This window comes from Maribacter zhoushanensis (assembly GCF_029350975.1).
Classification (GTDB): Bacteria; Bacteroidota; Bacteroidia; order Flavobacteriales; family Flavobacteriaceae; genus Maribacter; species Maribacter zhoushanensis.
Genome location: NZ_JARKMR010000002.1, coordinates 748,847 through 774,695, shown reverse-complemented (window position 1 = coordinate 774,695; position 25,849 = coordinate 748,847). Strand labels below are relative to the sequence as shown.

The 25,849-nt window shown below is 34.9% G+C and carries 19 protein-coding genes; 5 read left to right on the top strand and 14 right to left on the bottom strand.

Annotation, left to right across the window (positions count from 1 at the left end):
• Positions 1-29: 29 nt before the first annotated feature.
• Entirely contained in the window at positions 30-2,099 is a 2,070-nt protein-coding gene (locus PXD56_RS10135) for a M1 family metallopeptidase (protein ID WP_276493219.1), read from the top strand.
• A gap of 2 nt (positions 2,100-2,101) precedes the next feature.
• Positions 2,102-3,016: a patatin-like phospholipase family protein gene (locus PXD56_RS10130; RefSeq protein WP_036153933.1), complete on the top strand. Its 915-nt coding sequence runs from the start codon at positions 2,102-2,104 to the stop codon at positions 3,014-3,016.
• Positions 3,017-3,108: 92 nt separating this feature from the next.
• On the opposite strand, the gene PXD56_RS10125 is transcribed toward PXD56_RS10130, so the two are convergent.
• The 4 genes from PXD56_RS10125 to PXD56_RS10110 all read right to left on the bottom strand — a co-directional run bounded on the left by PXD56_RS10125 (position 3,109) and on the right by PXD56_RS10110 (position 7,378).
• Positions 3,109-3,627, bottom strand: coding sequence for a DUF7935 family protein (locus PXD56_RS10125; RefSeq protein ID WP_276493218.1), 519 nt, complete (start codon positions 3,625-3,627; stop codon positions 3,109-3,111).
• 82 nt (positions 3,628-3,709) lie between these two features.
• The gene (locus PXD56_RS10120) at positions 3,710-4,480 is read right to left on the bottom strand and encodes an OmpA family protein (RefSeq protein WP_276493217.1); all 771 of its coding nucleotides are present in this window, start codon (positions 4,478-4,480) and stop codon (positions 3,710-3,712) included.
• Between the two features lie 25 nt (positions 4,481-4,505).
• Positions 4,506-6,062, bottom strand: coding sequence for an FMN-binding glutamate synthase family protein (locus PXD56_RS10115; RefSeq protein ID WP_276493216.1), 1,557 nt, complete (start codon positions 6,060-6,062; stop codon positions 4,506-4,508).
• A gap of 5 nt (positions 6,063-6,067) precedes the next feature.
• Positions 6,068-7,378, bottom strand: coding sequence for an amidohydrolase (locus tag PXD56_RS10110; protein WP_276493215.1), 1,311 nt, complete (start codon positions 7,376-7,378; stop codon positions 6,068-6,070).
• A 197-nt stretch (positions 7,379-7,575) separates the two neighbouring features.
• Here PXD56_RS10110 and PXD56_RS10105 point away from each other — a divergent pair, with 197 nt between their 5' ends.
• Positions 7,576-9,903, top strand: coding sequence for an ATP-dependent helicase (locus tag PXD56_RS10105; RefSeq protein ID WP_276493214.1), 2,328 nt, complete (start codon positions 7,576-7,578; stop codon positions 9,901-9,903).
• Between the two features lie 45 nt (positions 9,904-9,948).
• The gene (locus PXD56_RS10100) at positions 9,949-10,572 is read left to right on the top strand and encodes an L-threonylcarbamoyladenylate synthase (RefSeq protein WP_276493213.1); all 624 of its coding nucleotides are present in this window, start codon (positions 9,949-9,951) and stop codon (positions 10,570-10,572) included.
• Positions 10,573-10,642: 70 nt separating this feature from the next.
• Here the strand turns inward: PXD56_RS10100 and PXD56_RS10095 are convergent, their stop codons facing one another.
• The 3 genes from PXD56_RS10095 to PXD56_RS10085 all read right to left on the bottom strand — a co-directional run bounded on the left by PXD56_RS10095 (position 10,643) and on the right by PXD56_RS10085 (position 13,059).
• Positions 10,643-11,497, bottom strand: a complete 855-nt coding sequence (locus tag PXD56_RS10095; RefSeq protein WP_276493212.1) for an OmpA family protein — start codon at positions 11,495-11,497, stop codon at positions 10,643-10,645.
• A 101-nt stretch (positions 11,498-11,598) separates the two neighbouring features.
• Positions 11,599-12,600, bottom strand: coding sequence for a glycosyltransferase family 2 protein (locus tag PXD56_RS10090; RefSeq protein WP_276493211.1), 1,002 nt, complete (start codon positions 12,598-12,600; stop codon positions 11,599-11,601).
• A 12-nt stretch (positions 12,601-12,612) separates the two neighbouring features.
• On the bottom strand, positions 12,613-13,059 hold the full coding sequence (locus PXD56_RS10085) for a type I restriction enzyme HsdR N-terminal domain-containing protein (protein WP_276493210.1): 447 nt from the start codon (positions 13,057-13,059) through the stop codon (positions 12,613-12,615).
• A gap of 26 nt (positions 13,060-13,085) precedes the next feature.
• Here PXD56_RS10085 and holA point away from each other — a divergent pair, with 26 nt between their 5' ends.
• Positions 13,086-14,087, top strand: a complete 1,002-nt coding sequence (holA, locus tag PXD56_RS10080; protein WP_276493209.1) for a DNA polymerase III subunit delta — start codon at positions 13,086-13,088, stop codon at positions 14,085-14,087.
• Positions 14,088-14,176: 89 nt separating this feature from the next.
• Here the strand turns inward: holA and PXD56_RS10075 are convergent, their stop codons facing one another.
• The 7 genes from PXD56_RS10075 to PXD56_RS10045 form a co-directional block, all read right to left on the bottom strand.
• The gene (locus PXD56_RS10075) at positions 14,177-14,554 is read right to left on the bottom strand and encodes a DoxX family protein (RefSeq protein ID WP_276493208.1); all 378 of its coding nucleotides are present in this window, start codon (positions 14,552-14,554) and stop codon (positions 14,177-14,179) included.
• Between the two features lie 238 nt (positions 14,555-14,792).
• Positions 14,793-17,204 (bottom strand): alpha-ketoacid dehydrogenase subunit alpha/beta, encoded by a 2,412-nt coding sequence (locus tag PXD56_RS10070; RefSeq protein ID WP_276493207.1) that lies wholly within the window; start codon positions 17,202-17,204, stop codon positions 14,793-14,795.
• 157 nt (positions 17,205-17,361) lie between these two features.
• Positions 17,362-20,211: a M1 family aminopeptidase gene (locus PXD56_RS10065; protein WP_276493206.1), complete on the bottom strand. Its 2,850-nt coding sequence runs from the start codon at positions 20,209-20,211 to the stop codon at positions 17,362-17,364.
• Between the two features lie 8 nt (positions 20,212-20,219).
• On the bottom strand, positions 20,220-20,906 hold the full coding sequence (locus tag PXD56_RS10060; RefSeq protein ID WP_276493205.1) for an LOG family protein: 687 nt from the start codon (positions 20,904-20,906) through the stop codon (positions 20,220-20,222).
• Positions 20,907-20,944: 38 nt separating this feature from the next.
• Positions 20,945-23,776 carry an excinuclease ABC subunit UvrA gene (gene uvrA, locus PXD56_RS10055; protein WP_276493204.1) on the bottom strand — a complete coding sequence of 944 codons (2,832 nt, stop codon included), beginning with the start codon at positions 23,774-23,776 and terminating at the stop codon, positions 20,945-20,947.
• A gap of 115 nt (positions 23,777-23,891) precedes the next feature.
• The gene (locus PXD56_RS10050; protein ID WP_276493203.1) at positions 23,892-24,728 is read right to left on the bottom strand and encodes a universal stress protein; all 837 of its coding nucleotides are present in this window, start codon (positions 24,726-24,728) and stop codon (positions 23,892-23,894) included.
• 68 nt (positions 24,729-24,796) lie between these two features.
• Positions 24,797-25,849, bottom strand: a complete 1,053-nt coding sequence (locus PXD56_RS10045; protein ID WP_276493202.1) for a response regulator — start codon at positions 25,847-25,849, stop codon at positions 24,797-24,799.

Below are 25,849 nucleotides of genomic sequence, written 5' to 3'. Positions count from 1 at the left end.
TTTGATTTTCTACTAGCTTATTAATTTGCATGAAAAAAATAGTTTTAGCCTTTATTCTTTGTTTTTGTTTCTATTCTTATGGTCAACATCAAGATAAAGTAGATTTCATTAAAGCTAAGGTCTATCTGAGCCCAATACCCAAAGAGAAAACGATTAAAGGCGGAGTAATTTATCGTTTTAATGTATTGCAAAATGTTGATTCTGTATTTCTTGATGCAAAGAATATAGCTATTTCAAAAGTAGAACTCAACGGAGAAAAGGCAGATTTTACAACCACAGAAAAGACGATTTCCATTAAACATAAATTCAAAGAGGGAGAATCGCATAAACTGATGATTGAATATATAGCCAAGCCTAAACAAACAGTCTATTTTATTGGTTGGGATGATGATTTAGAAGGCAATGAACAAATATGGACTCAAGGTCAAGGAAAATATACGAGCCATTGGCTTCCTAGTTTTGATGACATGGAAGAAAAGATAGAATTTGACCTGACTATTGAAGTTGCTAAGAAATACCAAGTTATTGCAAATGGTCATTTACTCATGAAGACTAACCTTGCGGATGAAGATCCCATTTGGATATTTGATATGAAAAAACCAATGAGTAGTTATTTATTGGCTTTTGCTATTGGTAATTATGATAAGCAAGTTTTAGAATCTGAAAGCGGTGTAACGATTGAAAATTACTATTATCCTAATGATAGTCTAAAAGTTGAACCTACATATAGATACACTAAAAAAATTTTTGACTTTTTAGAAAATGAAATTGGTGTAGAGTACCCTTGGCAAGATTATAAACAGGTGCCTGTACATGATTTTTTATATGCAGGCATGGAGAATACAAGCGCTACTTTTTTCTCTGATGCCTATGTTATTGATTCCACTTCATTTGTTGATAGAAATTATGTGAATATCAATGCGCATGAATTAGCACACCAATGGTTTGGTAACTTGGTGACGGAAAAGAATAGCGAACATCATTGGTTGCATGAAGGCTTTGCTACATACTATGCATATTTGGCTGAAAAAGAAGTTTTTGGTGATGATTATTTCTATTGGAAATTATTTGACACGGCTAAAACATTACACGAGATATCTGAAAGGGGAGAAGGAGAGAGTTTATTGAACCCCAAAGCTAGTAGTCTTACGTTCTATGAAAAAGGAGCTTGGGCTTTAGCCGTCTTAAAAGATAAAATAGGTGAAACTGCTTTTAAAGAAGGTATAAAAACATACTTGGATAAATTTGAGTACCAAAATGTGACTGTTGCCGATTTTATGGATGTGATGGAAGAGACGAGTGGAAAAGATTTGAGTGAATTTAAAGAGGTTTGGTTGAAAGGAAAAAATTTTCCTGAAGAGAGCGCTAAACTCTTTTTGATGAAAAATAACGCTTCATTAAAAATGTTTTATACTCTAAAACATGATGATGAAAGTACTTTTATTTCATCTGAAATTTTAAAGGACCCAGAACTTACTACTAGACTAAAGCTTGAATTACTCAAGTTAAAAGATGATATTTCTGAATTGGAACTTTCTTCTTTAATTGCAAGCGATGATATAAGAATACGACAATTTGCAGCTCAGAAAATGAGCGAGATTCCAGAGGTTTCAAAAGAATTGGTTGAGCCGTTGTTATTGGATGATAGTTACATTACTAACGAACTCATGCTTTATAATTTGTGGAGTAGTTATGACTATAATAGAAGTATTTATTTAGAAAAAACTAAAAACATAGTTGGTTTACCAAATAAGAATGTGCGGTTACTTTGGTTAACATTAGCTTTGTTTACGCCCGACTATAGACCTACAGAAAATGTTTATTTTCATCGAGAGCTTGTTGGTTATACTAGTGATATTTATAATCCAGAAATACGACAAACAGCTTTTCAATACCTTTCAGAAATAAAAGCGCTTAATGGAGATGCGTATGCTAATGTAATAAAGGCGACCAACCATCATTCTTGGCAGTTTAGAAATTATGCGAGAAAGTTATTTGATACCTTGTGGAGCGACCAAGAACAGAAAAAAGAAATTGAAAAGATTGTAAATCAACTAAATTCATCAGATTTGCGTTATCTTAAAACGAAATTAAATTAATAATGAAAGCATTAGTTATTTCTGGTGGTGGTAGTAAAGGAGCCTTTGCAGGTGGCGTTGCCCAATACCTTATTCAAGAAGAAGGAAGAAAGTATGATATTTTTGTGGGTACTTCTACCGGTAGTCTACTTATCTCTCATTTAGCACTAGGCAAACTAGATAAGATCAAAGAAATATATTCTAATGTTAATCAGAAAAGTATATTTAATAACTGTCCTTTTTTAGTAAAGAATATTCGTGGTAATGAAGAAATTTCAATTAATCATTGGAACGTGTTTAGAAACTTCATGACCGGTAAAAAGACCTTTGGCGAAAGTGAAAACTTGCGTAAGCTAATAGAAAATAGTTTAACAATAGAAGAGTTTGAAACTCTAAAGAACGGTGATTCTGATGTTGTAATAACTGTGTCTAATCTTTCATTGAATCAAGTAGAGTACAAGTCTATTAAAGATTGTACTTATGAAGATTATTGTGATTGGATTTGGATATCGGCGAACTATACACCATTTATGAGTTTGGTACGCAAAAACTACTGCGAATATGCCGATGGTGGCTTAGGTAGTATTGTACCTATTGAAGAAGCAATAAAAAGAGGTGCTACAGAAGTAGATGTCGTTGTGCTTCATACAGAGGTCAACTACATGAATAGGGTAGCTTCGCGTAATCCTTTTGAGCTGATCACAACAATGATGAGTTTTATTTTAGATCGAATAGAACATCAGAATATTAGAATCGGAAAATTGGTTGCCAATCAAAAAAATGCAATCATCAATTTATTTTATACACCTACTATTTTAACAACTAATTCTTTAATTTTTGATAAGGCAAAAATGACACTGTGGTGGAAGCGGGGTTACCTTTATGCAAAGAATAAGAATGAAGAAACGAATCCTATTGAACCCAACGAGCATGAATAAATATTATAATGTAGTTCATTGGTAATGATATAAAACGAAAAAAGCTTTCCATATGGAAAGCTTTTTTATTCTTGTAAAGACTATTTAATCAACTACCATAAATCGCCAATTTCTCTTTTTACAAAAGATAGGGCAGTAGCTGAAGGTGAAGTTTTATCCATAGTTTCATTAAGGATATCTTCTCTTAATTTATCTGCAGTTTCTGTATTACTCATGGCTGCTTTTCTAATCATTTGTATCGTAGCACTTTTTGCAGCTTTGATAACGTTCCAGCATTCATCTGTCATATAGATTTGCTGAGAAAGGTTATGTTCAAATTCAGTTTCAACGCTTTTAATCAATAGATTTTCATAAGCGTTTTTATCATCGCTTTGTGGAGCAACACGAACTACCAAGCTAGGTATTGCTATGCGTTCCAAAAATAACGCCATTCTCTCATAAGCTTGTAAACGTACGGGTAATGTGTCTTTTTGTGAATCTTTATGTAATAGAAAACGCCTTCTTCCTTCTTCATTATTAGTGTGCATTCTAAAAAAATAGAAAGCAATGGCACCAGTAATAACTGAGGGTATTAAATAAGCGAAAAGTTGAAAAATTTGGTCGGAGTTCATTTTTTAATTAGTTATTATTTACGAAATAAGAACGTCCAAATTTCTCAATTAGTATAGTGGTTTATCGATGAAATGCTTAAAATTAATTTTTAGCGTCTCCCTTCGCCATATCATAAAATGCTTTATAATCTGGTTGAAACTTTATTTGTAGTGATTCACGTAAGCCACCATCTTGCCCAACAGCTACAATTCTTTCTCCGTTAACGCCAAAATCTTTAATTAAAATACTGGCAATAGCAGTGGCTTGCTGTAATGCTATATTCATTTCACCTGTAATATTAAGGCTTGCAACTGTAATGACACTTTTTGGATTTGCATTTGCAACCTTAGCTACATTCTCGATCCAAGTTCTAGATTCGCTAGAAGGGTTAATACCAACACCATCTGTAAAGAAGAAGTCTAACTTTTCTGAAATAACTACAGAACCCTCGGTTACACCAACTTTTGCGTTTTCGCCTAGTACTTGTTTTGCATTGGTCAATATTACAACCGCCGTAGAATCATTACTGGCAACGGCATCGGTTACCCCTTTTAGCTGCTTTTCTTTTCTTTCTAAGGCAGCCATGGTTTTATTGATATTCTCTGAATTCTGACTAGATAATGCAGCAAAACTATTTAAGTTCTTCATTAACGTAGCATTTGCATCTTGCAATTCTGTTACTTGAGACTGGTATTCATCTGAGCGTTGGTCTGCAAGTTTCTCATTACGTTGAGATGTGCTTACCATTTTAGAAATAGAATCTAGTTTAAATTTTAATTCTTGATTTTGCTCAATCAATTCACTTTTTTTCTGAGCCTGAATTGTGCTTAATCCTAAAAGGAATAAAGAAGCACCTATAAAAAATCGTTTCATAGTAATATGCATTAAATAGTTTAATCTACATTTTGCCGCCAAGATACGAACAGTCTTTTAAATCTTGAACTCCCGTGAACGGTACTTTCGCTTTATTATACCCGTAAGTAGAAGCTAAACTTTTATTTAGGTCGTTGTCATCTACGTTGACCTGAACATCATCCATAGTAAATTGACTTGGATGCTCATAGCCTGCAGCATGTGTTATTTCTAAAAACTCTTTTCTGAAAGTAGTGAAATATTGTGCCAGCCTATCAGATTTTAATGGCACATTTATACCTTTTTGCAACCATTTGCTTTGCGTAGCAATACCTGTTGGGCAAGTATTGTTGTGGCAAACCTGAGCTTGAATACAACCAATACTCATCATGGCTTCACGAGCAACATTTATACAATCTACCCCCATGGCAAATGCCATAGCCGCTTTTGCAGGAAAGCCTAATTTTCCGGAACCAATAAAGACAATTCGTTCTGTAAGTTTTCTGTTCAAGAATACTCTGTACAGACTTGAAAAGCCATATACCCATGGCAAAGAAACGTGATCGGCGAATGAAGGGGGAGCGGCACCGGTACCACCTTCACCACCATCTACGGTGATGAAATCAGGTCCTTTTCCTGTTTCTAACATAATATCAGCCAATTCTTCCCATTGATCTAATTTTCCTATGGCTCCTTTAATTCCTACCGGTAAGCCAGTTTCATTGGCAATATTTTCTATGAGTGCCATTAACTCGGTTACATTAGAAAAAGCTTTATGCGTTGCAGGTGATAATACATCTTTACCTACTTCAACACCTCTAATTTCAGCTAGTTCTGGAGTAATTTTTGCACCTGGTAAAACCCCTCCTTTTCCTGGTTTCGCACCTTGGGATAATTTTATTTCAATAGCTTTAATACAAGGATTGTCTTCTACTAGCTTTTTCATTTTCTCCATAGAGAAGTTGCCGTCTTCTGTTCTTACTCCAAAGTAACCGGTACCAAAATGAAATACGATATCTCCACCATGCTTGTGATAAGGAGATAAGCCACCTTCGCCGGTATTATGATAAGCACCTGATTTTTGGACACCTTTGTTCATTGCTTCGACCGCAGCAGCAGATAAAGACCCAAAACTCATGGCAGATACATTGACTATACTACCTGGTCTAAACGGTTTTCTACGATTGTTATGCTGACCCATAACTTTTGCACAAGGTATGAAACTGGGCTCCGTTGCATTTGGGTGATTTGCAGGCACTTCATAACCTATCATTCTATTCTTAACGAATATATGCTGATGTGCATATAAATCACGATCAGAACCAAAACCTTCATAGTTGTTCTCCTTTTTTGCAGAAGCATAGATCCAGCCTCTTTCAATTCTATTAAAAGGAAGCTCTTCTCTATTATTGGCAACAAAATATTGTCGCATTTCTGGACCAATGCTTTCTAGCCAATAGCGTAGGTGACCTACAACGGGGAAGTTGTGTTTTATTGTATGTCTCTTTTGTATAAAAATATCATAGATTGCTACTATTAAAAGAAACAAAAAAATCCAAGTCCACCATGGTAGACTTGGAATACTATCAAGAAATTGATTCATCAAAATTATCCTTTTGGTTGCATTTCTAATCTTGGAGTTTTGTCATTGTCTAAATAATCAAAACTCATTTGCGTTAATGTTTTTACTCCTAACAACATACCACTATCATCTATTAGAAAATCTGGGGTATGGTGTGGGTAGGACTCCGTAGTGCCTGGTGTCATTCCTCCTAAAAAGAAAAATAGACCTGGTACTTTTTCTTGGTAAAAAGAAAAGTCTTCAGCACCCGTTACAGCTTTGGCAACTTTAACATTTTCAATTCCGGCTACAGCTTGTATGGTTGGTATCATTTGTTCTGTAAGTTCTGGATTGTTATAGGTAATAGCTGTTCCAGAAGCAATATCTACAGTTGCTTCTCCTTTGTATGCTTCGGCAATAGATTTCACCATTTCTTTCATACGTTGGTTAAGTTGCTTTTGCATGTCATAATCCAAAGTTCTAATAGTACCTACAATTTCTGCAGTTTCTGGTATAATATTGTTACGAACTCCAGAAGTAATTTTACCAACTGTAATGACGGCAGCTTCATTGGTTAAATTCATTTCTCTACTAATAATAGTTTGTAGACCATCAATTATTTTAGCGCTAATAAGAATAGGGTCAACACCGGACCATGGTTGTGAACCGTGGCTTTGTTTTCCTTTTACATTAATTTGAAATCTCTGTGCAGCGGCCATAGTACCACCAGACTTGTAACGTATTGTTCCTACTGGCGTTTGTGAATTTATGTGTAGACCAAAAATAGCATCAACATCAGGGTTTTGTAATACACCTTCTTTTATCATTAAAGCAGCACCACCTTCTTCTCCTGGAGGAGCTCCTTCTTCTGCTGGTTGAAATATAAATTTAACAGTTCCTTTTATCTTGTCCTTGTTTTTTGACATTACTTCGGCTACGCCCATTAATATTGCTACATGTGTATCATGACCGCAAGCATGCATAACACCCACTTCTTTACCCTGGTATTCAGATGTAACGTTACTCTTAAATGGTAGGTCATTTCTTTCTGTTACCGGTAGGGCATCCATGTCTGCTCTCAAAGCAACAACCTTGCCTGGTTTATTACCTTTTAATATACCCACAACTCCTGTGTGTGCTACCCCTGTCTGTACTTCTATACCTAATGACTCTAGATGTTTGGCAATTTTTTTAGAGGTCTCAAACTCTCTGTTAGAAAGTTCTGGATGTTCATGAAAATACCTTCTCCAATCTATAACCTTATCTTCTATTGCCTTATAATCTTTTTCCAGATTTGGTCCTTGCGCCTGAACGGAAACCCCAAATAGAACAATGGCCAGTAATCCCAGTTTTTTCATAATGAATATTTAAGTTAGTAAATGTAGTTGTTTAACAAATATATTGATGTATAGGTCATAATACTAAGAATGTGTTATTGTTTTTTGATTAATTATGAATTTGAAAAAAATAGATGCTTTTGTTTATAAATCTAAAACACTTCACTTTTACTATCCCTCATTTATGGCTAAATTTACGTTACTAAAAGAAAGAAAATTTGAGCTCATTTATAGATGAATTGAACGATGCCCAAAAAGCTCCTGTTTTGCATAAAGACGGACCTTTAATGGTTATTGCTGGTGCCGGGTCAGGTAAAACTCGTGTACTTACATATAGAATTGCACACCTTATGGCACAGGGGGTAGATTCCTTTAATATTCTGTCCTTAACATTTACCAATAAGGCGGCACGTGAAATGAAGGAGCGTATAGCGCATATAGTTGGTGCCAGTGAAGCAAAAAACCTGTGGATGGGAACCTTTCACTCGGTATTTGCCAAGCTTTTACGTATAGATGGTAGTAAGTTGGGATACCCTGCTAATTTCACTATTTATGATACACAAGATTCGCAAAGACTTATTGCTTCTATCATCAAAGAAATGGGGCTAGATAAGGATATTTATAAATACAAACAGATTCAAAATAGGATTTCCTCTTTTAAAAATAGCCTTATCACCGTAAAAGCTTACCGTAATGATCCAGATTTGGTAGAGCAAGATGCCATGGCTAAAAAACCAAGAACAGGTGATATCTATGAGAATTATGTAGATCGCTGTTTTAAGGCCGGAGCCATGGATTTTGATGATTTACTGTTACGTACCAATGAGCTTTTAACGCGCTACCCAGATGTGTTGGCAAAGTACCAAGATCGATTTAGATATATTTTGGTAGATGAGTATCAAGATACCAACCATTCTCAATATTTGATTGTAAAGGCTTTGGCCGATCGTTTTCAGAATATATGCGTGGTAGGGGATGATGCACAAAGTATCTATTCTTTTAGAGGAGCGAATATTAGTAATATTTTGAATTTTCAAAAGGATTATGAGAATGTAGGGATGTACCGTTTAGAGCAGAATTATCGTTCTACAAGAAATATTGTAAATGCTGCCAATTCCGTAATCGGGAAAAACCAAAATCAGATTGAAAAAGTAGTTTGGACGGATAATGATGATGGTCCGGCTATTAAAATTCATAGAAGTACAACCGATGCCGAAGAAGGTAGGTTTGTAGCAAATTCTATTTGGGAACATAGAATGCAGCAACAAATGACCAATGGTCAATTTTGTATATTATATAGAACAAACTCCCAATCTAGGGCTATGGAAGATGCCTTACGTAAAAGAGATATTCCTTATCGTATTTATGGCGGACTCTCATTTTACCAACGTAAGGAAATTAAAGATGTGTTGTCTTACTTGCGTTTGGTCATTAACCCTAAAGATGAAGAAGCTTTAAAAAGGGTGATTAACTTCCCTGCAAGGGGAATTGGTGGTACTACGCTAGATAGATTAGTTGTTGCTGCCAATCATTACAACCGTTCCATTTTTGAGGTTATGGAAAATATAGACCGCATAGATTTAAAAATAAATGCGGGTACTAAACGTAAATTGACAGATTTTGTAACCATGATCAAGAGTTTTCAGGTCATGAACGAAACTGTAGATGCCTTTGCATTATCTGAACACATAGCCAAGAAAACCGGTGTTCTTTTAGAGTTTAAGAAGGATGGAACTCCAGAAGGTATTGGTAAAATGGAGAATATTGAAGAGCTATTAAATGGTATAAAAGATTTTGTTGAGGGTCAGAAAGAGATTGATGAAGCAACAGGAAACATTAGCGAATTCTTAGAAGATGTTGCCCTTGCTACCGATTTAGATAATGATACTGGTGATGACGATAGGGTTGCATTGATGACCATTCACTTGGCAAAAGGACTTGAGTTTCCATATGTATACATTGTTGGTATGGAAGAAGATCTGTTTCCGTCTGGTATGAGTATGAGTACGCGTAGTGAATTGGAAGAAGAGCGTAGGTTATTCTATGTTGCTTTGACCAGGGCAGAGAAACAAGCGTATTTAACATATACCCAAAACAGATACCGATGGGGTAAATTGATAGATGCAGAACCTAGTCGTTTCTTAGAGGAAATTGACGAGAAATATGTAGAGAACCTGACTCCATTAGATGGTGGTTACCGTTACAAATCCCTTATTAATGCCGATATATTTGGTGAAGTTGATAAGAGCAGGTTGCGTCAAGAAAAACCAAAAAGAGGCACGCCTCCAATTGTTGGCCAACCAAATACTGGGCAACTTAAAAAATTACGTAAACTAAAGCCTCAGCTATCCGAACCTGTTGGGAATACCAATAAAATTGATCCAAACCTGACAGAAGGTTCATTAATCAATCATACGCGTTTTGGTCGTGGTAAAGTGGTGAAAATTGAAGGTGCGGGTAATGATAGAAAGGCAGAAATTATGTTTGATAAAGGAGATATAAAAAAGCTATTGCTACGTTTCGCCAAATTGGAAGTGTTGGGATAGTTTTGGTATATTTAGTATCAATATGGTTTTTAAAACCAATGTGCTATGGCAGAATTCATTAAAATATACGACGAGAACCCAAACCCTAAAGAAATCAAGAGGGTAGTGGAAGTATTGCGTAAAGGTGGTTTGGTTATTTATCCTACAGATACGGTTTATGGCTTAGGTTGCGATATTACCAATACAAAGGCATTGGAGAAAATTGCACGTATTAAAGGAATAAAACTAGCAAAGGCAAATTGGTCTTTTATATGCACTGATCTTAGTAACCTGTCCGATTATGTACGGCAAATTGATACTGCCACTTTTAAAATACTGAAAAGGGCTTTACCGGGACCGTACACTTTTATCTTACCAGGTAACAACAATTTACCTAAGGAGTTTAAAAAGAAAAAGACGGTAGGTATTCGTGTACCTGACAATAGCATTGTCAAAGCCTTGGTTGAAGAACTGGGTAACCCTATTGTTTCAACTTCTATTCGTGATGAAGATGATGTTCTTGAATATACCACAGATCCTGAATTAATTTATGAGAAATGGGATAACCTTGTTGATATTGTTATTGATGGTGGTTATGGCGGTAATGTAGGTTCAACCATTATAGATGTTTCTTCAGGTGGTACTCCAGAAGTAATTCGGGAAGGTAAAGGAAGTTTAGATATTATTTAAAATCAAGAAAATTAGGCATAAAAAAAAGCGGCTCTTTTGAGCCGCTTTAATTTTATATACTAATCAGTAATTAGTTATTGATAGCAGGATCTTTCATTCCTTCTTCAATCATACTATAGAACTGATCGATTTTTGGAAGAACAACGATACGAGTTCTTCTGTTTTTAGATTTTTCAGTTGAAGATACCGGTACATATTCAGCTCTACCAGCAGCAGTCATACGCTTAGGATCAACATTGAAATCATTTTGTAAAATACGTACAACGGCAGTAGCACGTTTAACACTCAAATCCCAGTTATCCAATAAAGAACCGTTACCTCTGTAAGGTACATCATCAGTATGACCTTCTACCATAAATTCAAAATCAGGCTTGTTGTTTACTACTTTAGCAACTTTACCTAAAACTTCTTTAGCTCTACCAGTAACGTTGTAGCTACCACTGCTAAATAATAATTTATCAGAAATAGAAACGAAAACAACACCTTTTTCAACGCTGATTTCAATATCCTCGTCATCCATGTTTCCAAGAACACCTTTTAAACTTTGTACCAAAGAAAGGTTTACAGAATCTCTACGTGTAATAGCGTCATTTAATTTACGGATCGTTAAATCTTTTTCTTGTAAACTTTCTAAAGATTTCTCTAGGTTCTCAGCACCTTTGGTAGTCAAAGTTGTTAAGTTACCCATATTGTTAATCAACTCTTGATTGTTAGCTTTCAAGAAAGCATTCTGATCTTCTAAAGTTTGAAGTCTAGATGAAGCTGTTGCTTTTTCTTCTAAACAATCGTTTAATTTAACTGTAGCTGAATTCAATAAGTCTTGTGCACTTTTGTGTTTAGCTTCAAGATCCGCGTACTTCTTTGAAGATACACATGATGAAAGTAAAAGCGTTACTCCAAGACATCCTAATAATACTTTTTTCATAATTCTATTCTATTATACTTATTTAAGTGGTTTACTCAATTTTTCGCATCTAAGCGACTTCAAAATTATATAATTACAAAGTCACTTATATGTGTTGTTAGTTAATCTTTTACTAAAATGTTAAAATTACTTATCCTATGTACGAAGTAAGACCATACAATGGACTTCGTAGCATAGTATTTTCTGAGAAATTGTGTTTTTTCCCTCTTTTTATACATTTTTCTAAACTGTCTGTAAAAGCTCAAATGTGCCCTAAAAATAGCGAAGAAGTGCTTGAATCTTAACTGGAAAAGAAAACGTATTGCCGCAATACCATCTAAAAGCAATCTTAAGAAAATAATAATGAAAGCCTTTCTTCTTGGAAGGTTTTTTGTAATCGAGAATAAGGTGTTTCTAAAGTTTAGATATGTTTTTTTGGGATTCATGTTACTTAGTGTTGAACCGCCTAAATGAAATACTTTAGAAGTACCCACATAAAATATTTTGTAACCATGGTTTTTGGCACGCCAGCATAAATCTACTTCTTCTTGGTGTGCAAAATAGTCTTCATCAAATCCGTTAAGTTCATGAAAGACTTCCTTTTTAATAAACATGCATGCCCCTGTTGCCCAAAATATTTCTCTTACATCATCGTATTGACCAACATCTTTTTCTAAAGTCTGAAATACTCTTCCTCTACAGAACGGGTAGCCTAGTTGGTCTATAAAGCCACCGGCTGCGCCTGCATATTCAAAATGATCTTTTTTAAGTAAGTCAAGAATTTTAGGTTGTAGTATAGCTGCTTCAGGTACCTTGCTAAAGGTTTCTTTTATAGGGGTTAGCCAGTTTGGCGAGACTTCTACATCTGAATTCAATAAACAAAAGATATCTGCATCTACATGAACCAATGCATCATTATATCCTTTGGTGAAGCCACCATTTTCAGTATTCTGTATAATTTTAACGGTAGGGTAGTTTGCTTTCACAAATGCTACCGAGCCATCTGTTGAGGCATTGTCGGCAACATATATATCTGCATCAGGAGAATAATTGATAACAGAAGGTAGGTACCTCTCTAAAAGTACTTCACCATTCCAATTTAATATGACTACAGCTATCTTCAAAACGATCGCAAATTAACGGCTAAAATCAGGAATTTCCTTCATAAATTCATATTTTTCCGCAATAAGGTCTGTTTGGCAGTAATAATGTGAGAGTCCGTTCGTGACCATTAAATAAGTGGCATTCAATTTAAAATTGTATTGTGCTATTTGATCAAAAGTCATTTGAGATATGGAAACCTCTGGAGCTTTACATTCTACAAGTATATGCAGTTGACCGTTGGGTTTAAAAACTACAACATCATATCTTTTCTTTAAACCATTAAGGGTTATTTGTTTTTCTACGTTAATATGGCTGATTGGATATTTCTTTTCTTGGATAAGAAACTGTACCACATGTTGCCGAACCCATTCTTCTGGAGTAAGCACCAAAAATTTTTTACGTATAACGTCAAAAATCAAGGTTCTATTTTCGCTATTTTTGACCCTGAAAGTGTAGCTAGGGAAATTTAGTGGCTGCATTATACAAAGTTGATGATTTTTTCTGAATGGATGAAGCTGTACAAATAGTCAATGCAATTAAGAAAGGACAGATAAGTCCTATTTATTTCCTGTATGGGGAAGAAGCTTATTTTATTGATAAAATATCAGATTTTATAAGTGCCAATGTGTTGACCGAAGAAGAAAAGGGTTTCAACCAAATGGTGTTGTATGGTAGAGATGTATCTATTGAGGATATCGTTGGTAATGCCAAACGTTACCCCATGATGGCAGAAAAGCAGGTGGTAATTGTTAAAGAGGCGCAGCACTTATCACGTACTATAGAAAATCTATGTTCGTACGCAGAAAATCCGCAACAATCTACTGTACTTGTTATTTGCTATAAGTATAAGAAGCTTGATAAGCGTAAGAAGCTACATAAAATTATCAAAAAGAACGGTGTAGTTTTTGAAAGTAAGAAACTATATGAGAACCAAGTCAGTGATTGGCTAAGAAAGCATTTGGTAAGCCGCGGTTATACCATTTCTCATAAAGCCGCTCTGTTGTTGGTAGAATACTTAGGAACGGATTTAGGTAAAATTAGTAAGGAGCTTGATAAGCTAAAATTAGTTTTGCCAAAACAGACCGAGATAAATCCACAGCATATAGAAGAACATATTGGTATAAGTAAAGATTACAATAATTTTGAGTTGAAAAGAGCTATAGGTGATAGGGATATCGTGAAGGCTACTAAAATTATTAATTATTTTGCCCAGAACCCAAAAGACAATCCGTTTATACTGACAATTACCTTACTGCATTCATTTTTTACGCAGTTATTGCAGTATCATGGGCTAACGGATCATTCACCAAAAAATGTAGCTAGTGCATTGCGTATAAACCCTTATTTTGTAAAAGAAATTCAAACTGCTGCAAGAAACTATCCAATGAAGAAAGTAAGCGGAATTATCTCTAGTTTACGTGAAATGGATTTAAAAGGAAAAGGAGTAGGGGCTACACCAATGAAAGAAGCAGATCTTTTAAAAGAACTACTTTATAAAATTGTTTAGCTATTGCTAAGTAATCGTAATTCAAATGCTTTGATGTTTGCTTGAAACTATTAGTTATAGTTTTTAATACTTAGCGGACTTGCATTTATTTAGTTTTTATCTATTCCAAATTTACCTGGTCCTACCAATGAAATAGTGATAAAAGCTACTAAGTAAAACAATGCTTTTTCTTTTGTACTAAAATCATCGGCACCATGAGCAACAAATGCTGCAACTGCCATAGTGATTACTGATGGTATTGCTGCTAAACGCGATTTAAAACCAATGATTATTAAAATAGGACAAATGAATTCACCTATAACCGCTAAAAATAAAGATGGGGCTTCCCCAATACCAAAAGGGTCGGCAAATTGAAAATCTCCAGCAATCAGTTTTTGAAACTTTGGAAGACCATGGGTCAACATCATAGCTGAAATTGCTATTCTAAAAAAAGCTAAGCCGATATCTTTTAATATAGTGTTTTTCATTTTAGAAAATATTTACTTTAAAAGTATTGATTTTTTTTTGTTTTTCTGAAATATAACAAATGTTGTGCCCGTTAATATTGGTTTTTCTTTTTATAAAATTTAGATGTTACTTAGTTTTCAGGTAGTTAAAGAAAGACGATTAAAAATTAAAAATGTTTCGTTTTTTTGAGCAGTTTTCTAAGGCATAAAAAAACCCCAATTTACATGGGATTTTTCTTACTTAAATGTTGTGTTTTACCTATCTTAATTTAGGATAATCATTTGGTTTTACTTCGTGCATAATTGCATATACCTTTTCAAAAATATCCTCTCTATTAGGTTTTGAAAAGTAATCACCATCAGTTCCATAAGCGGGTCTGTGCGCTTTGGCACTTAAAGTTTGTGGAGCACTATCTAAATATTGAAAAGCACCTTGTTTTTCTATGATTTCATTTAGAAGATATGCAGAACATCCGCCAGGTACATCTTCATCTATAACCAGTAATCGGTTCGTTTTCTTTACACTTTCCAGTACTTCCATTTCAATATCGAAAGGTAATAAGGTTTGTGCATCTATCACTTCGGCATCAATACCTACTTCAATTAATTCTTTAGCAGCTTTTTCTACTATACGTAGGGTAGAGCCATAAGACACTAATGTAATGTCACTACCTTCTTTCATCTTTTCAACCTTACCGATCGGTGTACAGAATTCACCAAGATTTTTTGGTTTCTTTTCTTTTAATCGATATCCATTTAAGCTTTCTATGACCAATGCAGGCTCGTCACTTTTTAATAGTGTGTTGTAAAAACCTGCTGCCTGGGTCATATTTCTAGGGGCTAAAATGTACATACCTCTAAGCAAGTGTATCAATCCGCCCATTTCAGATCCAGAATGCCATATACCTTCTAGTCTGTGACCTCTTGTTCTAATAATTAACGGCGCTTTTTGCTTGCCGGCAGTTCTGTATAGTAAAGTTGCCAAATCATCTGTAAGTGTGGATAAAGCATAAAATATATAATCTAAATATTGAATTTCGGCAATTGGTCTAAGACCTCTTAATGCCATGCCAATACCTTGACCAATAATGGTAGTTTCACGAATACCGGTATCTGCTACACGTGTTTTACCGTATTTCTCCTGCATACCTTCAAGACCTTGGTTAACATCACCAATGGCGCCTGTGTCTTCTCCAAAAATTAAGGTGTTTGGATATTTTTCAAATAGCTTGTCAAAATTGTCTCTAAGTATAACTCTACCATCTACAAGTTCGTTGTCTTCGTTGTACTCTGGCGTAATACCAGTAACGTTTGTGGCTTTATTATCATTCTCACTATATAAATGAGAGCTGTATTTATGTTGGGTTTCTTCAAGAAAAGTAGCTGTCCAGTTAATTAGATTTTGCTTTTCTTGTGTATGTTCTCCTAGTAAATAACGTAAAGATTTTCTAGCCGAAATTGCCAAGTCTTTTCGAAGGGGTTCTTCAGTGGCTATTAAATCATTTTTTAGTTTATTGAGAAAATTCTTGTTCGGACTTTTAGCAGCTGCTTTTTCTATCAAATTTAATAATACTGACTTCTCTGATAGATTATCTTTCAAATACTCGTCCCAAGCTTGCTTTTTTGCTTCTCTTACCGAACGTTTAATTCTCTTTTCAATAGATTCTAATTCTTCTGAAGTAGCAATGCCAGATTCTAAAATCCACTCTTTAAAACGTTTATTGCAGTCATGGTCACGTTCCCATTCTAATCTTTCGTTGTCTTTGTAACGTTCATGAGATCCAGACGTAGAATGACCTTGAGGTTGTGTTAATTCATTTACATGAATAATTACCGGTACATGTTCCTGTCTTGCTATATCTGCAGCATTTTCATAAGCATGCATTAAAGCCGTGTAGTCCCAACCGTTTACTCTTAAGATTTCATATCCTTTTTCTTTTTCAGTTCTTTGAAAACCAGATAAGATTTCTGAAATATTTTCTTTGGTAGTGTGAAATTTTGCCGGTACAGAAATACCGTATTCATCATCCCAAATGCTAATAACCATAGGTACCTGTAGAACACCTGCAGCATTTATAGTCTCAAAGAACATGCCTTCGCTAGTACTGGCGTTACCAATGGTGCCCCAAGCAATCTCGTTTCCGTTTACCGAAAATTTAGCGCTGTCAAGACCTTCTTGGTTTCTGTAAACTTTAGACGCTTGTGCAAGACCTAAAAGTCTAGGCATTTGCCCTGCGGTACATGAAATGTCTCCGCTACTATTTTTTTGTTTGGTTAAATCTTTCCAACTTCCATCTGCATTTAAACTATGCGTTAAAAAGTGACCACCCATTTGCCTACCGGCACTCATAGGTTCTTTTTCTATGTCTGTGGTTGCGTAAAGGGCATGGAAGAATTCTTTTGGCTGTAATAGACCTAAAGCCATCATGAATGTCTGGTCTCTATAATAGCCACTTCTAAAATCGCCATTTTTAAATGAACGTGCCATGGCTAACTGAGGTAACTCTTTACCGTCACCAAAGATGCCGAATTTGGCTTTGCCCGTAAGCACTTCCTTTCTTCCCAATAAGCTACAAGTTCTGCTTAAAAAAGCGACTTCATAGTCATTGATAATTTGTTCTTTGAAATCTTCAAAAGAAATATCATTACTGGTTTTAGAAGAAACATCCATGTATTAAACGTGTTTTTACAAAATTACCGAATCAAGTACTTTTTAGCAACGCTGTAGTCAGTTAATTTATTCCATATTTTTCAATAAAAGTGATATTATTTTGAAAATATCTTAATTTAAGCTTAAAATTCTACTGACCGTATTAGAATTTCTTAGTTTAAAACCATTTTCTTGTGAATAGTCCTGTTAGGGTTTTTGGACTTACGGTTATAATAAATCTAATTTTTTCACCGTAGCTAGGTTGAGAAACTTCCCAGCCATTATTTGAGTGTAAAGGAAGGTAAAGTTCAAAGTAATCTGTTACAAGATTTAAACGTACTCCAGAATCGTAAACAAACTTGCCATCTATTCCTTTGTTTTTTACCAATCCGGCATCACCATATAACTCAATCCATTTCCAAATATTGAAACTACCGTTAACAGTAGCCATCCAATCATTTGAAAATCTGTAGCGTTGATCTAAAAAAGATTTAAATCCGCCTTCGGCAATAATAATTTGTTGACTATAAATGCCTGAATCTTCTGAACGACCTAAATAGCCATAATCAAAAAGATAATCGGTTGGTCTATCTAATGCAAAACTGAAGAAATCTGTCTGTGTTTTATTACTAAGAAATTTACCGGCAAAAAACCTTAGATTTAACTGTCTGTTGTTCTCGAATAGCTTTCTGTACTCATACTCAAAAGATAGCTTACTGAAATTACCTGCTAGTTGAAAATCTGCAAACCAAGAATTATAATCCAATATACCATTGTTTCTACTAGAATAGCGTGCATTGAATACACTGTAATCTGGATTTTCTGGATCGTTGGCCAAACTTAAAAGTGTTGGGTCAAAATCTCTAAAAATGTTTACATATCTAAAAGAGAGGAATTCCCTTTTGTTCGATAATAAATCTGCTGGTCTAAAGCCAAAACTTACAGATGGTGTAATAGATGAATATCTAGAATTTTCATTGAAGTGAGAGGTGCCTGCACCAATGTTATATTGGGCAACATACAATCCACTTTTACTTAAGTACTTTCTATAACTGAATTTTCCTGAGCCTACAAAAGCTTTCTCTTTAAATGAATAGGAAGGGGAGAAGTCATAAACAAAAGGTCTTTCTAAGAGGGTTTTGTTATATAATCGCATACCCGGAGTCCATCCATCATAAACATTGAAGCTCAATACAGGAACATAGAAAACCTGATTGTAGTATGGGTTTTCAGCATCTTTAAAAAAGGTAAACTTTAATTTTTTATTACTTGATAGAAAACCTTTTAGCGATTTCCAATTGTCACGTTGGTTGAATTCTGGTATTTTTTGGTCATAGTTAAGTACCAACCTATCTTCTTGATTATTTGGAATAGTAAAGGTTTCTTCTAGCTCAATATCCTTAAACCAATATTCAGAAACTACAGAATCTTTCTTAAGCCCAAAAACTGAAATTGGTACGTTGGTACCTTCTTTATTTTTAATGGTAACCTGAAGTGAATCTGTTTCTTTCTTTACTTTTTTTATTTTAAAATCAATTTTACGATCGGTAGAAACATAGTCTCTAAAAAACCAATTGATATCTTGCTCTGTAGATCGTTTTAGTATGGATTCAAAATCATCAACCTTTACATTGTTTAGCTTATAGTATTGAAAGAAGGTCTTTATACTTTGATCAACATGTTCTTGACCAATGTAATCTGCTAAATAGGCCAACCCTAGACCAGCCTTATATTTATTAGCGATTTTCTGGTTGAATTTTATTAGTGAATCGTTAGAGGTTTGTAATGCTTGATCTAAGTTTTTACGTGCAGTAAGATTGTAAAGAAATGAATACTGATCATTAAAATCCATTTTTGCCAATTCAAAACTTCTAAAGCCCCAAATTTTAGAAAGCTTACCCATTAACTTTTGATCTGGGTAATATTTTTCTACGTAAGCAATCATTAGATAATTTGCTATAGCGCTATTTAACCACTGTTCTTTACGCGGATTTAAGAACATGGTTTCTCTTAAAATACTATTGATTGCCGTTTTTAAGAATTTCATTTCAAACTGAAACTGTTCTTTGTAGGGGCGTATAAACGAGGGAAGTTGATTTATACCGTAGAGTGGGTCTTTGCTATAATCTAGCTCACTTACTAAAATTTTTTCATGCGGATAATCACCTAAGTTGTTATGAATAAAGTTGGCAACTTTATTTATGGATAATCCTTGACCGATCGGGCTGTACCTTGGAGCACTAATGTCGGTCATAAAAGTCATATAGGGCGTTCTATGGGTATGGAAATTTTTCTGTGTATTCAGAATGATTTCACCACCGCGCTGCAAGTTTCCCTTCAATTGGGCAAACTGTCCATTAGGAAAGGTTGATTCGGTTTTAACATCAAAATTAGAGGCTAGGTATAAGCTATCGGGATATTTAAAATTTATGGTGGTATTGGTTTCGTTCATATAAAGATCTTCAAGATTTTTATTTGAATATAGATGCCATTTACCGTCGTATACCGCTGGCGTTAAATACCAATCTTTTAAGTAATAATCTCCTCTACTGCCATAGCCGTAGCGTGTGTATTTGTTAGGAGGTAATTTTACTTTATAGGTTATGAAGATTTTTGTTGATGTTTTGGGTGCTAGTACATCATCTAAGGTGACCTTTAATATGTCTTTGCCTTCTGTTCTGCTCCATTCAAGACCATTATAAGCGTCATCAACAACGCTAATTATAGTTGTTTTGCCACGTTCATCTGCTTTTGCAAGGTGAAGCGATTTTTTAAATTCTTGGGCAAACCTTTTTGCTAGTCCTGTGTTTTTATCTGAATAGGCATTGGCCCAGTCATTAAAATAAATAACACCTAAGTTGTAATTAGAATTATTGTAATAGGTGAATTCTTGACGAATATCCAATTCTTTGGTATACTCGTTTAAACTAACGGTAAGCTCAGTTTCATACTGTGCATAGGAACTGGCTACATTTGTAACAAAAGTTACTATGCACAGATAGAAAAGTAATTTTAATCGTTTAGTCAAGGCTTAAATTAAAAATTAGGACTCATGCTGTGTCCTTTGTAAAATGAATCTATAATTTCAACAACCTCTTCTTCTGTATCTACTATTTTAATAAGATTAAGATCTTCTGGGCTAATAGTACCCATTGTTAGCATGGTACCTTTTATCCAATCCATAAGTCCGGTCCAGAATTCGCTACCAACTAATATGATAGGGAACTTTCCAATTTTATGTGTCTGGATTAGGGTGATAGCTTCAAAAAGCTCATCTAAGGTTCCAAAGCCACCAGGCATTACAACAAAGCCTTGAGAGTATTTTACGAACATTACTTTTCTAACGAAGAAGTAGTCAAAATCTAAACTCTTGTCATTGTCAATGTACGGATTGTCGTGTTGCTCAAAAGGTAAGTCAATGTTAAGACCTACAGATGTGCCACCGGCAAGATTTGCTCCTCTATTACCTGCTTCCATTATACCTGGTCCACCACCGGTTATAACCCCGTAACCTGCTTCTGCGATAGATTTTGCTATAGATACGGCTAGCTTGTAGTACGGGTCTTCTTCTTTTGTTCTAGCTGAACCAAAAATAGACACACATGGTCCTATTTTACTCATACGCTCAAAACCGTTGACGAATTCGCCCATTATTTTAAAAATGGCCCAAGAGTCATTCGTTTTTATTTCGTTCCAGCCTTTGTGATGTTTCTCTGATCTCATTCTTTATTTTATATACTCTTTAGATAAATATCTAATTGTTATTTCAATTCTCTCTTTAAAAACTTTGCGGTGTAGCTTTTCTTGTCTTTGGCAACTTGTTCCGGAGTTCCTTTTGCTACTAATTGCCCGCCAGATCGCCCACCTTCGTAACCAATGTCAATTATATAATCTACCATTTTAATTACGTCCATATTATGTTCAATAACTAACACGGTATTACCTTTGTCTGCTAATTTATTCAAAACTTCCATCAAAACCCTAATATCTTCAAAATGAAGTCCGGTTGTAGGTTCATCTAAAATGTAGAACGTATTACCTGTATCTCTTTTTGATAGCTCTGTTGCCAACTTAATACGTTGCGCTTCACCACCTGAAAGGGTAGTGGATTGCTGCCCAAGTGATATATAACCTAGACCTACATCTTGTATGGTTTTTAACTTACGATGTATTTTAGGAATAAGTTCAAAAAATGATACCGCTTCGTTAATGGTCATTTCTAAAACATCTGAAATAGATTTGCCTTTATATCGTATTTCTAATGTTTCTCTGTTAAATCTTTTACCGTTACAGGTTTCGCATTCCACATAAACATCTGGTAAGAAGTTCATTTCTATAACCCGAAGACCACCACCTTGGCAAGTTTCACAGCGACCACCTTTTACGTTAAAACTAAATCTACCAGGTTTGTAACCTCTAATAGATGCTTCTGTTGTTTTGGCGAACAAAGAACGTATTTCACTAAAAACACCGGTGTAAGTAGCCGGGTTTGATCTTGGAGTTCTACCTATTGGCGATTGGTTAATATCAATAACCTTATCTATATGCTCAAGCCCCGTAATTTTTTTATACGGCATTGGCTTTTTGACACCATTGAAATAATGGGCATTCATGATAGGGTAAAGCGTTTCGTTGATCAATGTCGATTTGCCACTACCAGAAACTCCCGTAACTCCGATCATTTTTCCTAATGGAAACTTGACCGTTATATTTTTTAAATTATTCCCCGTACAGCCAGATAAAACAATTTCCTTGCCATTACCAGGTCTTCTTTTCTTTGGAACTTCAATCTCCTTAACACCGGTCATATAATCGGCGGTAAGGGTATGAACATTCTTTAATTCTTCTGGTGTACCTTGAGATATAATCTCGCCTCCATTTTTACCTGCTTTTGGTCCAATATCAATAACATGGTCCGCACGCTCTATCATATCTTTGTCGTGTTCCACAACAATCACGGAGTTACCTATGTCCCTAAGAGATTCTAAAGACTTGATCAAGCGCTCGTTATCACGTTGATGTAAACCAATACTTGGTTCATCTAAAATATAAAGAACACCTACTAGTTGCGAACCAATCTGTGTTGCTAACCTAATTCGTTGTGCCTCGCCACCAGAGAGCGATTTTGAACTTCTGTTCAGGGATAAATAATCAAGCCCAACATCTAATAGAAACTGAATTCTAGTACTTATCTCTTTAATAATCTCTTCGGCTATCTTAAGTTGGTTTCCGCTAATTTTTTTATCTAGACCTTTAAAAAATGCAGCTAGCTCAACGATATCCAAATTTGCCAGTTCAGCAATATTTTTGTCTTCAATTTTGAAATAGAGCGATTCTTTTTTAAGACGAAACCCAGTACATGACGGACAAGTAATTTTGTCCATATATTCTTTAGCCCACCTTTTAATAGAGGTTGAAGCAGCTTCTTCAAACTGATTTTTTATAAAATTTGAAATACCCTCGTAATCAATTTTATAGGTGCGCTTAACACCTAAAGATTTAGAATCTACTTCAAAACTTTCTTTGCCACCATTCAATAGAATTTCAATAGCTTCTTTAGGTATTGATTCTATAGGGTCGGTAATCTGAAAATTATAACGTTCTGCAATAGTTTCTATCTGCTTGAATGCCCATGATTTTTTATAGTCGCCCAAAGGTGCAATACCACCTCCTTTAATAGATAGTTTTTTGTTTGGGAATATTTTTTTCTCGTTCACTTCATAAACATGCCCTAAACCTTTACAATTGGGACACATGCCTTTTGGCGAGTTAAACGAAAAGGTATTGGGCTCGGGAGTAGGATAGGAGATACCTGTTGTAGGGCACATTAAGTCTCTACTAAAATATCTAGGTACCTCAGTACCTTCTTCAAGTACCATTAATACATTATCGCCACTATACATGGCCGTATTTATACTTTCAGATAATCGCTTATGAAAGTCTTCACTTTCTGCAACTTTTAATCGATCGATAACAATTTCTATATCGTGGGTCTTATAACGATCCACTTTCATCCCTTTAACAATGTCCTTTACTTCACCATCTACCCTGACTTTTACAAAACCCTGTTTGGCAATTTGTTCAAAAAGTTCGCGGTAATGACCTTTTCTAGATTTAATTACCGGAGCTAGGATGTTTATTTTTTTATCTAAGTAAGACTCAATGATCAAATCCTTAATTTGCTCATCGCTATAGCTTACCATCTTTTCACCTGTATTGTAACTATGTGCATCTGCGGCACGGGCATAAAGCAATCTTAGAAAATCATAAATTTCTGTGATGGTACCTACCGTAGATCTCGGTGATTTGGAGGTGGTCTTTTGTTCTATGGCAATTACAGGAGATAGGCCGTCTATCTTGTCAACATCCGGGCGTTCCAAACCGCCTAGAAACTGTCTTGCATACGCAGAAAAAGTTTCTATATAACGTCTTTGGCCTTCTGCATAAATGGTGTCAAAAGCCAAAGAAGATTTTCCACTACCTGACAAGCCGGTTATTACAACCAGTTTATCTCGGGGAATGGTAACATCAATATTTTTAAGGTTATGAACGCGAGCGCCCTTAACTTCTATATTTTCTTCAAAATTAATCATGTATTCATAGCAAAGTTGCAAAAGTACGATTTTGAAGGCTAATTACATATGTTATGTTATTGTTTGAAATGTGGAAGAAACTTAATTTTTAACCCATATCATTAAAACATAGTACTTACTCATGCATAACCAATAAAGGTACCGTAGTTTCGTAACTAAGTTGTTCTAAGGCGTTGTTAAAGAACAACTGCTGAAACAAGTTTAAATTTTTAGCGACCATAGTGAGCATTTCAATTTTGTTATCGGCAATGTGTGCTACTATGGCTTCTCTAATGTTCTTGCCAAGAATGTTTTCAAAGCTATGGCTTTCAGTGCATATTTCTTTTAAATAATCATGTAGATATGCTTTGTTAATTACTTGTGCGTTTGTAAAGTTTGGTCTTGATTGCGACATATGTAATACTTCTAATTTCGCATTAGAAATTTCAAGAATTTCTGTTATCGAATTCAATATAGGGTAGGTGTAGAACAAATTGAAATCTGTAGGAAAAGCAATTTTAGATGGTTTTTTTGCAATGATGTTATTTGGTACTACCAGTACGTTACAGGCAATTTTTGTAATGACATTACCCGTATTACTGCCCATAATGGTAGCTTTTAAACTTGAGGCACCTTTTGTGCCCATAACTATTAGGTTTATCTTTTTCTCTTCTACTGTTTTTCTTGTAATATCAATGAAGTTTCCGTATTCCTCAAGTATAATGTATTTATGTGCAGTATTTGGGCAACAAGATTTTATGTGGTCAATAGTATTGTTGAGTTTATCTTTTACGCTAATTTTTTCTTTTGAATTTAGTGTCACAAATGAATTGGCGGCGATGTCAGAATTGCTTAAATCATCTACATGCAATACATAAAAAGTGCATTGCATATTTTTGAAAAAGCACACAGCGTATTCAAGTGCATTCCAAGAATTATCGGAAAAATCAGTGGGAATTAAAATATGTTTCATTCATGTGACTTACTCTACAAATGTAAATCCATATGGAAACTTAATAAATGATATATATCAGATTTCAATTAATTCACATATTGTAATGCCTTGAGCTCAACTATTTGAATGTTTCTTCCTTCTATAGCTATAAGTCCTTCTTTTTTAAAACCTGACAGTGTTCGTATTAAACTTTCAGTAGCAATACCTGCTACACTGGCTAAATCGTTTCGAGATATTCTAATTGGCTCATCTGGCTTGGTATTCATAATATCAGCAAACTGTAGTAGGGTCTGTGCTGTTTTTCTGCGTACAGAACTGTATGCCATTTGTAATAATTGAGCTTTAATATTAGAAATATTGGCAGATAACAGCTCCATTAATTCTAATGAGATAGTCTTGTTCTCATTCAATATATCTTTTAGGTTCTCTTTTGATATGCCTGCAAGTTCTACGTCTACAAGTGCTGTGGCAGATTCCTGATACGGTTCATTGTTCAAAAAAGAGGTAAAGCCTAAAAAGTCATCAGCTTTGGGTAAAGAAGTGATTAGTTCTTTACCATCAGAGTCCATATTATAGCATTTAATTAGCCCTTTTAAAACAAGATAGATTTTATTGGAGCGTGCGCCTTCTTCATAAATAGTTTCTCCTTGCTTAAAATTAGTAAGCTCACCATTATCGTCAAAAAAGTTTTTAAGTTCATGAATGGTACGCATTTCATTTTCAGAAACACCATGTTCTTTAGATGTTTCATCTTGCATTTGCTTAAGAAGTTCTGCCTTTGCTAAACGACTTTCAATGGCACTCATTAACTCTTCTTCTTCAAATGGTTTGGTTAGGTAGTCATCTGCCCCTAGATCCATTCCTTTTCTAATTTCTTTATGTTCTGTCTTTGCAGAGAGAAATATAAAAGGTATCTGTTTTGTCTTTTCGTTATTAGATAGGTTTTCTAAAACGCCATAACCATCAACTACCGGCATCATAATATCGCAAACTATAATGTCGGGTAAGTTTTCAATGGCAGTTTCAATACCAATTTTACCATTTGGCGCGGTTGTTACATTGTAACCGGATAATTCTAAAAGCTCTTCAGTATTCTCGCGTAAGGCTTTGTCGTCCTCAATCAATAAAATTCTTTTCAT

What these genes read in the sequence shown, in the direction of transcription:
- uvrA (WP_276493204.1), bottom strand. Translation starts at nt 23,776, where the DNA reads ATGATTAATTTTGAAGAAAATATAGAAGTTAAGGGCGCTCGCGTTCAT.
- PXD56_RS10120 (WP_276493217.1), bottom strand. Translation starts at nt 4,480, where the DNA reads ATGAAACGATTTTTTATAGGTGCTTCTTTATTCCTTTTAGGATTAAGC.
- PXD56_RS10045 (WP_276493202.1), bottom strand. Translation starts at nt 25,849, where the DNA reads ATGAAAAGAATTTTATTGATTGAGGACGACAAAGCCTTACGCGAGAAT.
- holA (WP_276493209.1), top strand. Translation starts at nt 13,086, where the DNA reads ATGGATGAAGCTGTACAAATAGTCAATGCAATTAAGAAAGGACAGATA.
- PXD56_RS10115 (WP_276493216.1), bottom strand. Translation starts at nt 6,062, where the DNA reads ATGAATCAATTTCTTGATAGTATTCCAAGTCTACCATGGTGGACTTGG.
- PXD56_RS10100 (WP_276493213.1), top strand. Translation starts at nt 9,949, where the DNA reads ATGGCAGAATTCATTAAAATATACGACGAGAACCCAAACCCTAAAGAA.
- PXD56_RS10110 (WP_276493215.1), bottom strand. Translation starts at nt 7,378, where the DNA reads ATGAAAAAACTGGGATTACTGGCCATTGTTCTATTTGGGGTTTCCGTT.
- PXD56_RS10060 (WP_276493205.1), bottom strand. Translation starts at nt 20,906, where the DNA reads ATGAGATCAGAGAAACATCACAAAGGCTGGAACGAAATAAAAACGAAT.
- PXD56_RS10085 (WP_276493210.1), bottom strand. Translation starts at nt 13,059, where the DNA reads ATGCAGCCACTAAATTTCCCTAGCTACACTTTCAGGGTCAAAAATAGC.
- PXD56_RS10130 (WP_036153933.1), top strand. Translation starts at nt 2,102, where the DNA reads ATGAAAGCATTAGTTATTTCTGGTGGTGGTAGTAAAGGAGCCTTTGCA.
- PXD56_RS10095 (WP_276493212.1), bottom strand. Translation starts at nt 11,497, where the DNA reads ATGAAAAAAGTATTATTAGGATGTCTTGGAGTAACGCTTTTACTTTCA.
- PXD56_RS10135 (WP_276493219.1), top strand. Translation starts at nt 30, where the DNA reads ATGAAAAAAATAGTTTTAGCCTTTATTCTTTGTTTTTGTTTCTATTCT.
- PXD56_RS10125 (WP_276493218.1), bottom strand. Translation starts at nt 3,627, where the DNA reads ATGAACTCCGACCAAATTTTTCAACTTTTCGCTTATTTAATACCCTCA.
- PXD56_RS10070 (WP_276493207.1), bottom strand. Translation starts at nt 17,204, where the DNA reads ATGGATGTTTCTTCTAAAACCAGTAATGATATTTCTTTTGAAGATTTC.
- PXD56_RS10075 (WP_276493208.1), bottom strand. Translation starts at nt 14,554, where the DNA reads ATGAAAAACACTATATTAAAAGATATCGGCTTAGCTTTTTTTAGAATA.
- PXD56_RS10050 (WP_276493203.1), bottom strand. Translation starts at nt 24,728, where the DNA reads ATGAAACATATTTTAATTCCCACTGATTTTTCCGATAATTCTTGGAAT.